At 50.6% G+C, this 12,985-nt stretch carries 15 protein-coding genes; 6 read left to right on the forward strand and 9 right to left on the reverse strand.

The annotated features are described in order from the left end of the window. Nucleotides 1-22: 22 nt before the first annotated feature. The 6 genes from VMF88_01490 to VMF88_01515 all read right to left on the reverse strand — a co-directional run bounded on the left by VMF88_01490 (nt 23) and on the right by VMF88_01515 (nt 5,988). Nucleotides 23-349 carry a metal-sulfur cluster assembly factor gene (locus VMF88_01490; protein ID HTY09719.1) on the reverse strand — a complete coding sequence of 109 codons (327 nt, stop codon included), beginning with the start codon at nt 347-349 and terminating at the stop codon, nt 23-25. A 75-nt stretch (nt 350-424) separates the two neighbouring features. Beyond that, on the reverse strand, nt 425-2,704 hold the full coding sequence (locus tag VMF88_01495) for a TonB-dependent receptor (protein ID HTY09720.1): 2,280 nt from the start codon (nt 2,702-2,704) through the stop codon (nt 425-427). Nucleotides 2,705-2,947: 243 nt separating this feature from the next. After that, nucleotides 2,948-5,062 carry a ferrous iron transport protein B gene (gene feoB / locus VMF88_01500; protein ID HTY09721.1) on the reverse strand — a complete coding sequence of 705 codons (2,115 nt, stop codon included), beginning with the start codon at nt 5,060-5,062 and terminating at the stop codon, nt 2,948-2,950. Continuing rightward, on the reverse strand, nt 5,059-5,301 hold the full coding sequence (locus VMF88_01505; protein ID HTY09722.1) for a FeoA family protein: 243 nt from the start codon (nt 5,299-5,301) through the stop codon (nt 5,059-5,061). Before VMF88_01505 ends, feoB begins: the two co-directional genes overlap by 4 nt. A gap of 3 nt (nt 5,302-5,304) precedes the next feature. Continuing rightward, complete coding sequence (locus VMF88_01510; protein HTY09723.1) at nt 5,305-5,541, reverse strand: FeoA family protein; 237 nt, start codon at nt 5,539-5,541, stop codon at nt 5,305-5,307. Between the two features lie 6 nt (nt 5,542-5,547). After that, nucleotides 5,548-5,988, reverse strand: coding sequence for a transcriptional repressor (locus tag VMF88_01515; protein ID HTY09724.1), 441 nt, complete (start codon nt 5,986-5,988; stop codon nt 5,548-5,550). Nucleotides 5,989-6,269: 281 nt separating this feature from the next. On the opposite strand from VMF88_01515, the gene VMF88_01520 reads away from it, so the two are divergent. The 6 genes from VMF88_01520 to VMF88_01545 all read left to right on the forward strand — a co-directional run bounded on the left by VMF88_01520 (nt 6,270) and on the right by VMF88_01545 (nt 11,605). Continuing rightward, nucleotides 6,270-7,031 (forward strand): 3-oxoacyl-ACP reductase family protein, encoded by a 762-nt coding sequence (locus VMF88_01520; protein HTY09725.1) that lies wholly within the window; start codon nt 6,270-6,272, stop codon nt 7,029-7,031. Beyond that, on the forward strand, nt 6,970-7,890 hold the full coding sequence (locus VMF88_01525) for a CPBP family intramembrane glutamic endopeptidase (GenBank protein HTY09726.1): 921 nt from the start codon (nt 6,970-6,972) through the stop codon (nt 7,888-7,890). Before VMF88_01520 ends, VMF88_01525 begins: the two co-directional genes overlap by 62 nt. A 126-nt stretch (nt 7,891-8,016) precedes the next feature. Continuing rightward, nucleotides 8,017-9,129 carry a deoxyhypusine synthase gene (gene speY, locus VMF88_01530; protein ID HTY09727.1) on the forward strand — a complete coding sequence of 371 codons (1,113 nt, stop codon included), beginning with the start codon at nt 8,017-8,019 and terminating at the stop codon, nt 9,127-9,129. 55 nt (nt 9,130-9,184) lie between these two features. Next, nucleotides 9,185-9,391, forward strand: a complete 207-nt coding sequence (locus VMF88_01535; protein ID HTY09728.1) for a histone H1 — start codon at nt 9,185-9,187, stop codon at nt 9,389-9,391. Between the two features lie 125 nt (nt 9,392-9,516). Beyond that, complete coding sequence (locus VMF88_01540) at nt 9,517-10,143, forward strand: sigma-70 family RNA polymerase sigma factor (protein HTY09729.1); 627 nt, start codon at nt 9,517-9,519, stop codon at nt 10,141-10,143. Between the two features lie 22 nt (nt 10,144-10,165). Then, nucleotides 10,166-11,605: a hypothetical protein gene (locus VMF88_01545; protein HTY09730.1), complete on the forward strand. Its 1,440-nt coding sequence runs from the start codon at nt 10,166-10,168 to the stop codon at nt 11,603-11,605. An 89-nt stretch (nt 11,606-11,694) separates the two neighbouring features. On the opposite strand, the gene rpsU is transcribed toward VMF88_01545, so the two are convergent. From rpsU to VMF88_01560, 3 genes are all read right to left on the reverse strand, one after another. Next, a complete protein-coding gene (gene rpsU, locus VMF88_01550) occupies nt 11,695-11,892 on the reverse strand; it encodes a 30S ribosomal protein S21 (protein ID HTY09731.1) in 198 nt (65 codons plus the stop codon). 45 nt (nt 11,893-11,937) lie between these two features. After that, a complete protein-coding gene (locus VMF88_01555; protein HTY09732.1) occupies nt 11,938-12,252 on the reverse strand; it encodes a hypothetical protein in 315 nt (104 codons plus the stop codon). 585 nt (nt 12,253-12,837) lie between these two features. Beyond that, nucleotides 12,838-12,966 carry a hypothetical protein gene (locus VMF88_01560; GenBank protein HTY09733.1) on the reverse strand — a complete coding sequence of 43 codons (129 nt, stop codon included), beginning with the start codon at nt 12,964-12,966 and terminating at the stop codon, nt 12,838-12,840. Nucleotides 12,967-12,985 lie beyond the last annotated feature (19 nt).

The raw sequence follows: 12,985 nt of genomic DNA on the forward strand, positions 1-12,985 counted from the left end.
TTTTCGTGTGACGCGAATTATCTTATGTCCAGCCGAGCTTCTTGCGCGCTTCGGGGGCTATCATTGCGGGATTCCATTGGGGCTGCCAGACAATGCGTACGTCGGCGTCGCTGACACCGGCGATCTTCTTTACACGGTCACGCACGTTGTTCGCGATCATCGATGACATGCCGCAGCCCGGTGAGGTCAACGTCATTTTCACGCCGACCCAGCCGTCAATGATCTTAACATCGTAGACCAACCCGAGGTCCACAATGCTGACGGGAATTTCCGGATCGTGCACATCTTTGAGAGCTTCATAGACAAGCTCCTTTGTGACCGCTGTCGGCTGAACGCTGGTATTGTCCATTGTCTCCTCGAAGTAATGTACTTCAATCTACAAATTTTCTTTTAAAGTTGAAACCTGTCCTCATGGACATATTCGTCACATTGTTTCCGAGAGTCCGATGTAGATCATTCGGCCGATGGAGGGAATGATGCCCGGACCAGGATACTCGTCGGTTCTCATCGTGAAATAAGCGGCATCGGTGAGATTGTTCACCCCCAACCTAAATTCATATTTTGCAACTTTATAGGTTGCGGACAGATCGATGACCCCATACGATGGGATTGTCCCCACCAATCCGTCGGAAGAAAACTTGGCATCGCCGGGGTCGCTGAAGCAGAGCGATGTGTACGAGTATTGGAGGTTCATGGAAAAGCCTCTGTAGCTGTAATCGAGCCCGACACGCTCAACGTACTTCGGCGCGTAGGGGACAGAGTTGCCCGAGTATTCGCCGGAAGTATACCGCGCGTCCGTGTAGGCGAACGAATTGTAAATGCCCAATCTTCCAAAATCATCGTTCGGAATGATGCCTCCGAGAAGATTCATTTCGATATACGTTTCGGCGCCTTTGTGGTCGTCCACTCCGGTGTTGGTTTCAAATTGGTATACCGCCGTATCTTCCCTTTGCTCGACAATGCCGATGTCGTTTCTAACGTGCATGTAGAACAAGCTTATGTCAAAATTAAGGAAGCTGTCGATCGTCCCCCGGTACCCGATGTCGGCATTGTTTGAAGAAGCATCTTTCAGATGCTGATCGATGCGGGCGATGGTGCCGAACGGCGTCAGATCATCGTAGGTCACCGGCCGGTATGACTGGCTAACGTTGGCATACAGTTCGCCGGCATCATAAATTTTCAACTGGGATCCAATTGACCCAAGAAAGAATGTTCTCGAATGGCTTTCGTTGGCAACAGTGACATACGGTTGATCAAGGTCTCCATCCTCGTTCTCGGCATACCCGTTAGCTGTCGTGTTCAGGTATTCGAATCGCAACGCCGGCGTGACACTTAACGCGTCGCCGATTCTGAAAATATTTTGAATGTATGGAGCGATGTTTGTGGTGTAGAAATCCATGTCCTGTCCCCACGGCGAAACGGTTGTCAGGTCGAAATCCGATCCGGTCGTTCCGTCGGCGCCGTCCTTTCTTATGAGATGAGAATATGCATAACGAACGCCGAAAGAGAAGGTGTGCCCCTGATCGAAGAGATGATAGTTCGACAAAAGCCTGAGTTCGGTGGTGAATGTATTAAAAAATTCTTCCTCAACTTCGCGCGGTGCGTACGTGAGGTTTGCCATAATGGTATCGGGGACGTACGCCGGCACATCTTCATTCCTCCAAACAAGATTGCGCTGACTGGAAAGATACGACGAAACAAGGTTGAGGGAAGTGTTGTCGTTTATTCTATAATCAATGTGAGAGGCGAGAATGTTCCACGGGCTGTTGAGCCAATTCCTGCTGCGAAGCGAACCCTGCGGGTTTGCGTAGAACATCGAATCGTTCTCGCCGCCGGGCATTTGAATAAGGTTGCGCAAGATCGTGTACTCCAATCCGACGTGCAGCCTTTCGGAAGCGTCATACTTCACGCTTCCGTACCCCGACCACTGCGTTTGCTGCGAGTTTTCTCTCCATCCCTGAATGCGCCGGTATTGCAGAAAACCGTAATACTTGAAATCACCGTCGGTTCCACCGATGGAATTGAAACTGTTGAAGAGCCCGTAGCTTCCCGCAGTTTGAGAGGAATTGATTTGCAGCGGATCCGGCCCGCCGTCCTTCAGTTCATAATTTACCACGCCCCCGAGCTGCGGGCCGAATGCGAGCGCAGAGCCGTCCTCCAAAATAGTAATGTTGTTGACCGCTTCCATCGGCGGAAGGTAGTACGATTCATTGTAGCCGTACAGGTCGGCGGAAATGTTATATCCGTTCTGCCGGGTGTTCGTCTCGATGCTTTGGTACGGATTGAATCCGCGAAAGCCGATTCCGTTCGCAGTGAATCCTCCCATTTCATTTTCGGTAATGTCGATCCCCGGGATCCGTCCGAGAATCTGCCGGGTGTTGTTGATCGCCTTGTTGGCATCGAGGCTGTCGATCTCGAGCACTTCGTTCTTCATCCCGGCGTAGATGATGCCGCGTGAATAGTCTTTCATCTGGCCGATCCCGTCCATGCTTTTGTAGGCCGGGACAAGAACTTCCCCCATGACGTACGTCGAGTCCGCTGTTGAGAATTGAGCGAGAGAAAAGTGTGGGATGGTAAGGATGAAAAGGACGAGGAGAAATCCACGCGGCACGGTCATGAAGCGCTCCTGGCAATTGGTTTGGAGCGTATTCGTGTTGACAAACCATCGCTTCTTCCGTACATTAAAAACGAGAGGGGTGTGCACAACGCGCTCCTTTTGATCTGATGCATTGCCGTTGACCTTTGGCGAGGAAGCGGCAGTGCATTTTTTTTGTATGGTTTTTACTTCAAGATTTTTTTGGCGGAACAGCAGATTCGGCGCATCCGCAATCGGCGGCGCAGCCGTTGAGTCGGGACCGTTTTCGCTTTTGGATCTGATTCCGAACCAAGAGCACGGCACTCAAAGCTACAATCGACAAAGAAACTATTTGCTGCCAGTCACCCATCGTTATCCTGCGATCAAAAGGCCGGCCCGGTAAACAATGAACGTTCCCACATACGCAAGCGCCGACATATACCCCATCTGAAACAGCGGCCATTTCCATCCGTTTGTTTCCCGCCGCATCACGGCAAATGTCGACATACACTGCATTGCAAGCACATAATACACCATCAGGCAGATCGCTGTCAATGCGGTAAAAGCGGGGAGTCCGGTGGCAGGATTGATGTCTTTATGGAGGTGCTCCTGCAGCGACATAATGCCGCTTTCCTGTTTCGCGTCTCTGATGTTGTAGATCGTTCCGAGCGTGCTCACAAAAACTTCGCGCTGCAAAATGGACCCGATCAGGCCGATGCCGATCTTCCAATCGAACCCAAGCGGCTTGATCGCCGGCTCGATGAAATGCCCCGCCCGACCGGCGAAGCTTCTGTCCAGGCTTTCCGATGCGGAAGCATTTTCCGTTTTCGGGTATGTCGCGAGGAACCACAAAACTATTGAGACGCCGAGGATGATCGTGCCGGCTCGTTTCAGAAACAGGGCCGACCGTTCCCACATATGGAGCAGCACAGACTTCAACGACGGCATTTTATACGGCGGGAGTTCCATGATGAACGCCGGAGTTTCGCTCCGCAGCAACGTTTTCTTGAAAAACCATGCCATGACCAGCGCGGCGGTCAGTCCGAGAAGATACATCGATACGAGCGTGAGGCCCGGGAGCGAAAATACTCCGAACATACGCTTTTGTGGAATGAATGCCGCGATCATCAGCGCGTAGACGGGAAGCCGTGCGCTGCAGCTGACGAGAGGTGCAACAAGCATTGTCACAAGGCGGTCCTTCCGGTTCTCGATCGTTCTTGTTGCCATGATCCCGGGGATCGCGCATGCAAACGAGCTGAGGAGAGGGATGAATGACTTTCCGTGCAGTCCTACCTTGCTCATAGTCCGGTCCATGATGAACGCTGCCCGCGCCATGTACCCGGTGTCCTCAAGGAATCCGATGAACAGGAACAAGAAAAGGATCTGCGGGAGGAATGTCACCACGGCGCCGACGCCGGCGATCGCTCCGTCGATCAGCAGGTTTCGCAGGTCGCCGGCGGGCAACACCTGCATGATCTGTGCATCGATCCAATTAATGCCGTCGCCGATCAGAAGCATCGGCACATTGGCCCACGAAAAGATCGCCTGGAACATCACCGCCATCAGGCCGATGAAGATTGCGAAGCCCCATATTCGGTGCGTAAGCACTCGGTCGATCTTGTCGCTTGTCGTATTCTCATTGCGTCGTTGGGCGACGACGGCAGAGGTGCAGACGCGCTTGATCCATTCGTACCGCGATTCAACGACGACCGAGTTTCGGTCGATGCCGAGCCTTTCTAAATTGGCGTGATCTTTCTTTACGTGGTCGAGCAATTCGGGAGCGTACCGATCGTTGTGCTCGGAGAGCGCCGCGGAAGATGTTAACAGGACGATCGCTTCATGGAAGGCAAGAGGCTCGGCAAGATGATGCAACGTCTGCAGCATCCCCTTGAGCTCATCGCATTCGCGCTGGACGGGTTCCGGGAGGATCCATTGGCGCGATTTTTCGGACGGTTCGACGGTGCCGGCGATCGCGGATTTCAACGCATCAATCCCGATCGATTTGCTTCCGACGGTCGGAACAATCCTCACTCCGAGCTCGGCGGATAATTTCTGCACATCGATGGTCAGCCCCGCCCGTTCGGCAACATCGATCATATTCAAGGCGATGACGATCGGGAGGCGGTTGTCGATAATCTGGCTTATCAGGTAGAGATTCCGTTCGAGGTTGCTTGCGTCGACGACGCAGACGACGAGTTCCGGCAGGGGAGTGTGGTCGACGCGGCCGAGCAGGACGTCGGTCGCCACGCGTTCATCGGGAGAATTTGCCGTGAGACTGTAGGTGCCGGGGAGGTCGAGCAGGATCGCTTCGCTGCCGTCGTCAAAAACAATTCTTCCTTCCTTCTTTTCGACCGTCACGCCGGGATAATTCCCAACCTTCTGGCGAAGGCCGGTGAGCGCGTTGAAGATCGTTGTCTTCCCCGCATTCGGGTTTCCGATGATGGCGATGTGACGAACCCGCGTTTCGGTATGAAGGGAATTGATCATGCCGGTTTCTTATTGACGATGACCGATTCGGCTTCGACCCGCCGGAGCGAGAGACGGTAGCCTCGGACCGAGATCTCGATCGGGTCTCCCATCGGCGCAAAGCGGATCAGTTCAATATCCGTTCCTCTTGTTAGTCCCATCTCGAGAAGACGCTGCCTGATCGATGAAGCGGCCGAGTCGACGTGTTCGATCGTCCCTTGTTCCCCCGGACGGAGAGCGTTGAGCGTGATGCGCGGCATGGCTTACTCGAACGGTGAAACGATAATATCGTCCGCGAGCGTCTGGTTCAATCCGATTCGCGTATTGCACACTTCGCAGATGAGATTTCCTTCCGCGTTGACGACGAGGCGGACAACGGCATTTTCGCAGAAGCCCATTTCGCGAAGTCGGAAGGAGACATCCGGCTTCGATTGAAGCTGATGGATCCGGACGTACCGTCCGGCAGGTATTTCAGAAAGCGATGTGGTGAAATCACTCATACTGTTCTATCCCTTTTCCTGGCACTTCTTACATACTCCAAAAATTTGCAGCGTTGAACTTTGGGGCTTGAATGAATTTTCTTTACAAACATCTGTCTGAATTTTTGAAAGTCTATCGCTGACGAACTCGATAATATCTCCGCATTCAAGACAGATCAAATGATCGTGATGCGGGCGGCCGAATGCTTTCTCGTATCTCGAGTGATTTTCCCCGAAGCGGTATTTTGAGATCAGCCCGCAATCCTGGAGCAGCTCGAGTGTGTTGTAGACCGTCGCGCGCGAAACCTTCGAACCGTTGGACTTCATCTGCAGAAACAGTCCGTCGGCATCGAAGTGACCATCATTACTCATGATCGATTCCAGAACCTGGAACCGCTCCGGTGTGATCCTGAAACTTCCCGCCTTCAGATACTTTGTAAAACTGTCTTTTGCCGCTTCAATATCCATGAAACTGAACACCTTATTGATTCGGATACATAACTTATCGTCAAAATCCGTACCAATAATTTTATTTAGACTTAATCTAAATAAATATAAGGATGATATTCAGATGAGTCAACAAAAATCTTTGAAATTGTGCTGAATTCGTAAATTGGACTAAATTAGTCCTGGTTTGTCCAAATAATTTGATTGCAGACTGACCATATAATTTGTATATTTGTTAAGAAAAATCTCGCAGAATTTGGAAAATGCAAACCAACCAATTGAAGAGGGAAAACGAAGGAAAAATGGTCATTGACTTAGAAAATCAGGTTGCAATCATCACAGGCGGCTCCAGGGGGATAGGTGCTTCGGCGGCAATAACGCTGGCGAAGGCGGGGGCAAACATCGTCTTCACCTACAATAACAACGAAAAGGCGGCTGAAGAAGTGCGCGATGAGATCGTTTCGTTGGGGCGGAAGTGTATCATGATGAAGGCCAATGTCTCAAAGCCAAAGAACGCAAAAAAGGTGGCAGAAAAGGCTATTCAAAAATTCGGACAGATCGATATTCTCGTAAATAACGCCGGCATATGGACGTACGGCGAAATCGGGAAGATCACAGAAGAGATCTGGCACGAGACAATGGAAATTAATCTCGACGGCACGTTTTACATGATCAACGCGGTCGTTCCGTACATGAAAAAACGCCATTTTGGGAAGATCATAAACCTCTCAAGTACTGCCGGGCAACGGGGGGAGGCATTCCATTCGCACTATGCAGCGACAAAAGGGGCAATAATTTCACTTACCAAATCGCTTTCGACGGAACTTGGTGTCTATAATATCAACGTTAACAGCGTTGCGCCGGGATGGGTGAAGACCGATATGAGCATGGAGGTGCTGCGGAATCCGAGATTCGTGGATGAAGTGGTGAAAGGGATTCCGCTGGGCAGAATTCCCTCCGGCGACGACATTGCGGGACCGATCTTGTTTTTGGCCTCCGACCTTGCGAGACACATTACAGGGGAGATCCTTAACGTCAACGGCGGCAGTGTTCTGGTGGGGTGAACTCTCTTCAATGATCGGCCAGGCATCGAAGCAGATGAGAAGAGCCAATTTTTCCTTCTTTTTCTTTGCAGCGGTTCTTCTCGTATTGATGGTCGTTGCGCTGCTGGACCGCGCCGGCGTGCCATCTCAATTTTACGTTTGGGAAATTAAGATCGATCTAAAACCGATCCTTTTCTTTGGTCTCTGTTATTTTTTCGCAAAGAAGTATTCTGTGCAGATCGGCCGGATCAATAGCCAGGTCTGGAAGTGGAGTTGGAAAGTAAACCTCCTCGCCTTTTTTTCGCCGGTTTTTCTTTGCGGAACGGTCATTTTAGCTGGGCTTATATCGAAGGGGATTGTATACCAAGGAGTTGACAACGCAGCGACTTTCCTGCTCGGAATCCTTATCGACATTCCGGCATTTTTTTTCTTTTCTGCGACGACGCTTCTTTTAGAAGAAATAGTTTTCAGAGGATACGTTTTTCATTATATCTCATCTGAACGCAGCTTCATCGCTGCGGTGCTCTTAACTTCAGCTCTATGGGGATTGCTTTTTTATGTCAATTTTTTTGATGTCCGGCAATTGAGTTTTTCGTCGATCGCAGGCGGATTCATATATTTAGTGTCGATCGGGTTTGTTTGCTCTTCGCTGTTTTACTATTCGCGGTCAATATGGTCGAGTTATTCGTTCCGGGTTGGCCTAGCGACGTTTCTCATTCCCCTCTTATGCGGAAAGCTGGATGACGCAAATTCCTTCTTCGTTTCAGGCCTTTCCCCATTTTCCAACAGTGGAATTATCCTTTCTTCGTTAAACTTCATTTTTGCCGCATGCATATTTAAGGCCTCGAAGCCTCAAATTAAGCCGCAATTTAGCGTTTAATTTTGACAATTCCCATACCCCCTAAAACAGAGTATTTTGGCAAGTTTTTCCTTGACTCTAAGGCAAAATTTTGCTTTCTTATGCCCAGAAAGAGTTAAGTTAATCCTTAAAAGCAAAAGACTAACAATGGCCTCTAAATCGAAGTATTTGAAAGGAAAAGCTATTGTTCCCGAGCCGATGGCAAAAAACGCCAAAATCGTGGAAATTGTTGATTCTTATTTCCAGGCGTATAATGCGGGTCGTCTTCGCGAGGCATGCCAGCTCTTTGTCACACGATACCTGGCTCCGGAGGTGACAGTTGGCATGACAATCACAGGGGCTTTAACACCGGCCGGTTTAGGGGGTTCATGCATTGTTCCCCTCATGAAGGCTGGTTTTGTTGATTGGATCGTAAGCACCGGAGCAAACTTATATCACGATACTCATTTTGCGATTGGAAAGACGCTCCACCAAGGAAGTCCATTTATCGATGACAGGGTGCTCCGGCGCGAAGGAGTGATTCGAATTTACGATATCTTATTCGAGTATGATGTTCTCCTGTCAACTGATGCTTTTTATCGAAAGATCATCATGTCGCCGGAGTTTCAAAAACCGCTGAGTACGGCCGAATTTCATTACAAGGTCGGCAAATATGTTTATGAGCGGGAGAAGGCGCTTGGGATAAAAAGAAGCAGTGTGCTGGCATCTGCCTACAAATTCGGCGTCCCGATCTACACTTCTTCTCCGGGAGACAGTTCGATCGGCATGAACGTCGCGGAGCAGCAGCTCGCCGGGAACAAGCTGAATTTCGACACGCTTGCCGATGTGAATGAAACGGCGTCGATTGTATTCAACGCGAAGAGGACCGGCGGCAAAAGCGCGGTATTGATCTTCGGCGGCGGTTCGCCGAAGAACTTCATTCTGCAAACTGAGCCGCAGATTCAGGAAGTGCTAGGAATTGAAGAAAAAGGGCATGACTACTTCATCCAGATTACAGATGCCCGTCCCGACACTGGCGGCCTTTCCGGTGCGACCCCTTCCGAAGCTGTCAGCTGGGGGAAAATTGATCCCGACAAGCTGCCGGACACCGTGGTTGCTTACCTGGATTCTACTGTTGCCATGCCAATACTTACGGCCTATGCTCTGGCAAAGCACAAGCCGCGAAAGCTAAAACGGCTTGTCGAGCACAGAGTTGAGAATCTTGAGAAGCTGAAAAAGGAATATTTCAGGGTGAAGGATAAGCGAAAATACGCAACGTAATTAAGAACGCGCCGGAGTCGGTCCGGCACATTATTAACTTATTGAGGAGGTATCAATGAGCCGCTTCAGCGAACTAGTAGAGCTGGTGCAGAGTTTTGAAAAGGACTTCATAAAATTCTACGACAAAGGCAATAAATCGGCTGGCACTCGTGTTCGAAAATCAATGAACGAACTGAAACGAAAGGCGCAGGAGATCCGGAAGGAAGTGCAGGAAGTCAAAGCGCAGGCAAAAGAAGAAGCTCCGAACACGCCCGCCGTATAGTTTGGTCATACCTGGTGTAAAGCCGACGGGACCTTTTCCGCCGGCTTTTTTATTTCCCCCGTTTTGCCGTTGGCACCCGTCTTCTGTATATTTCCCGGGAACATCTCTTCACTTTGCCCGTCTAAATGAGTGAATCCAATAACATACCGCGGATGGTTAACCAGGCAGTTATTCGCACGAGCGATACATCGTTGGACCAGATGAGCGACGACGTTCTTATCACCCTCTTTCAGGGGGGTGAGGAGGATGTATTCCGCATCCTCGTGGAGCGGTATGCCCAGAGGGTGAGAAACCTCATTTTTTCCATTTTCAACGAAAGTTCTCTGGTTGACGACATCGCCCAAGAAGTGTTCATCCGGGTCTACGAAGCGCTCCCCAAATTCAGGTTCGAGTCTTCGTTCTATACATGGCTTTATCGGATCACCGTCAACAAAAGCCGGGACGAGCTGAGGAAACGGAAAGCGAGAAGATTTTTTTCTCTGCATGCGATGCTGGATTCATCGAATGCGGAGCTTCAATCGAAGATACGTGTTCTCCCCGACGACGATTCGACGAAGGAACTTGTCAACAAAGGGTTGCAGGAACTCCCCGAAAAATTCCGCATCCCGATCGTCCTAAAAGACATCGACGGCTTATCGTATGAGGAGATGGCGGAAATACTTCAATGCGAGGTCGGCACGGTGAAATCGCGGCTGTCGAGGGCGAGGGCCATGCTGCGCAAAATTCTGGCGCCAATGCTCGACGCGTCATGACGGTTACGGAAGGAACGCCACTATGAAATCACTTTCTACAAACGAGTTGCAACGAATGATGTCTCTTTATCTCGACGACGCTCTTGATGAAGAGGACAAAATTCGGTTCGAAAATTATCTGGCAGAGAACCCTGACGTTGCCGCGGAGCTGCGGGCATGGAAAAAGCAGCAACAGCTCCTGAGGTCCAATCAGGGCATTCGGCCGAACGAGTGGTTCTGGCAAAAGCTCTCGGTTCGTCTCGGACAACGGGAGAAGAAGGCGGAAAATATTTTTCCGTTCTCAAAGAAATATGTTCCGCTCGCAGCGGCGCTGACAGTTCTTGTCGCCCTGCTCGGCGGAATCGCGGTCTTTCAGCAGCGAGCGCTTTTGACGAGCTTTTTTTCCGAAAAGCAGCAACAGGTGCAGCAGATCTATGAAGGGAGTGTTTTGCCGGGAAAGCTTCTGCCGCTCTTCACGAACCTGAACAAAGACCAGGTGCTTCAGTTTGCGCTGTTCGGTACGCTTCCGGTCGATGCGCAGGCCAAGACGGCGCTCCGCGTGGACGAGAGCAAGGAGAAGGGGACGCGCATTGAATTCGCCAGCGACGAGACGGAACATTATCCTCAGCTCACTGTTAAAAAGTTTTGCGACGAGATCGGCGCGACGTCCGATGAGCATAGATCAGTTGACTCCATTCTTTCGGAAGCGCGCGACAAAATTCAAGCGTCGGTCTTCTTAGGAGAGAATAGGTCGCTGGCTGTCCATGCCGACCTTCCGATGATGAATCGTACGATGATGTCGAACATCGCCGCAAGCCTGGATCAGCCGCAGCGGATGAAATTCAAGAAGTTCCTTGCAGTGTCGGGATCGCCGTACACTTTCGTGATTCCGCCGTCGCTTCCCGGTCATGCGCCGGCGCCGGCGCGGCGGATGCCTCCTCATCCGGGCATGGAACAATTCGTCCTGATCACTCCGGACAGCTGCACCATAGCGCACCTGAAGATCGACCTTCAACAAGTTATGCGCTCGCAGGATTTATCGGTGCAGGAAGTTCGGACGATGAACGAGCGGGCACATGCGCTCATACGGGAATTTGCCCAGCATGCCCGCCGGCCGATAGCGCCGAATTCACCGCTCTCCGTATTTTCCGGTTCGAATTATCTGAGTATCAAGGTGGAAGAGAATGCGCTGGAAGCGCCGCCGGGTGAGATGCCATTTGAGGTTGTTGCGCGCGCGCCGAGGGCTCTTCAATTTCAGTACGAGATGCATCAAACGCCCGGGATGCCGAAATTTTTCAATGGCGATTCCGAAGCATCGGACCGTTTCTTCCAGAACACTCCGCCTCCGGGTGTTTGGAACGAAGGCGCTCCACAAAGCCGCAATATCGACCTTGATTCCGTGATCAGCGCGCCGAGGGACAGGAAATCGCGGCCGCATTCGGATCAAAGCAAAAAACGATACAAGAGTCCGTTCGAGCTGTAAATTCTTAGAGGGATTTCAGAGTGGGGGCAGAAAAGGGAAGGGCCGGCAAGAAAAAACCCGTCACGAGAGTTTCGTGACGGGTTTTTTTGTCACATCTTTTCTTCAGCATCCGCGCGCTGCGAGCGCCGAATGGCCTTCACTTTCTTCATGCGCTTCTTGACAGAAGGCTTTGTGAAGAACGTGCGCTTTTTAAATTCCTTCAACACGCCCGACCGCTCATATTTTTTCTTGAATCGCTTTAAAGCACGGTCGATCGGTTCATTCTCATTCACGACGATACCGACCAAAAACAATCACCTCCTCAAGTTTGCAAATTGTTACACGGTCTCAATTTATTCCGCCGGCAGATTCTCCACCAACCGGCGTGATCCTAACTTCTCGAAGGTCACAAGAATAGCCCGTCCGCCGCTCGACGTTTTTTCCTTCCCGGTGACCTTTCCCATATCATCCCAATCGGAATGATAAATCAATTCTCCGACGGTGTAGCTTCGTTCGGGCGAATAGCTGATGCACTCTTCTTTGCTGAATTTTATGACATTGCTTTCGGCGGGGCTTTTGGAGGTGTCGATCATCGTGCTGTGATGGCACCTCGTGCACCGATACCAAACTTTGTTACCTTCACCTTCCATGGTGCCCACGATCGCCATCTTGGCTTCTCTATTACAGGAAACACAAAAGTGCAAAACGTACTTTGTTTTACTCATGAGCAAAACTCCCTTCGCCTTCGTCTAGCATTTAGATCAGTTGAAAAACGTCACGATGAAAAATTGGCAGGTAGAGCAACCTCGAAGAGTTATGGTCATCTGCAATTCGTTCTTAAAATTAAGCAATCGATGCCTCGAAGTCAAGCGGATTTTTGGGGGGAGATGGGGGGTGTGCTCTAGTTTACGTGAATTTGGAAGCAGTTCCGTTCGAATCACGGTGTTGTGTGCTTGTTTCCAGCCCGCATTTTCATTAGTTTCAAACGTCCTTGTGGTCGTTGGGCATGCTGCTGGGAATGAAAATATGTCAGATTTTGCGATGAAATTTGAAGCCAACGGGATTGTCGAAAAAAACGTCATTGAGTAATGCAAAGGATATCGGTCCTCGTTTTTGGAAATAGTTTGCGGGGAAGAATTACCTCCTGCCTTGCAGAAGACCCGTCGGTTGACGTCCATCTTTTTAGCGATACACTGGAGGACCCGGGACGCTTTAGCCGATGCTGCCGCTCGTTCAGTGTTTTCCGGCGTCCGTTACCCGATGAAGAATTGATGGCAGATTTGCGTTCGATCGTGCGACAAAAGAGATGCGATGTAATTCTGCCGGTCAACAACGCCGACGTTAGATTTATTGCCGCCCATTTCAAAGACCTTTTGCCTCATGTATTGGTCTGCTTTCATC

The organism is Bacteroidota bacterium (assembly GCA_035506275.1).
GTDB lineage: Bacteria > Bacteroidota > Ignavibacteria > UBA10030 > UBA8401 > JAGVPT01.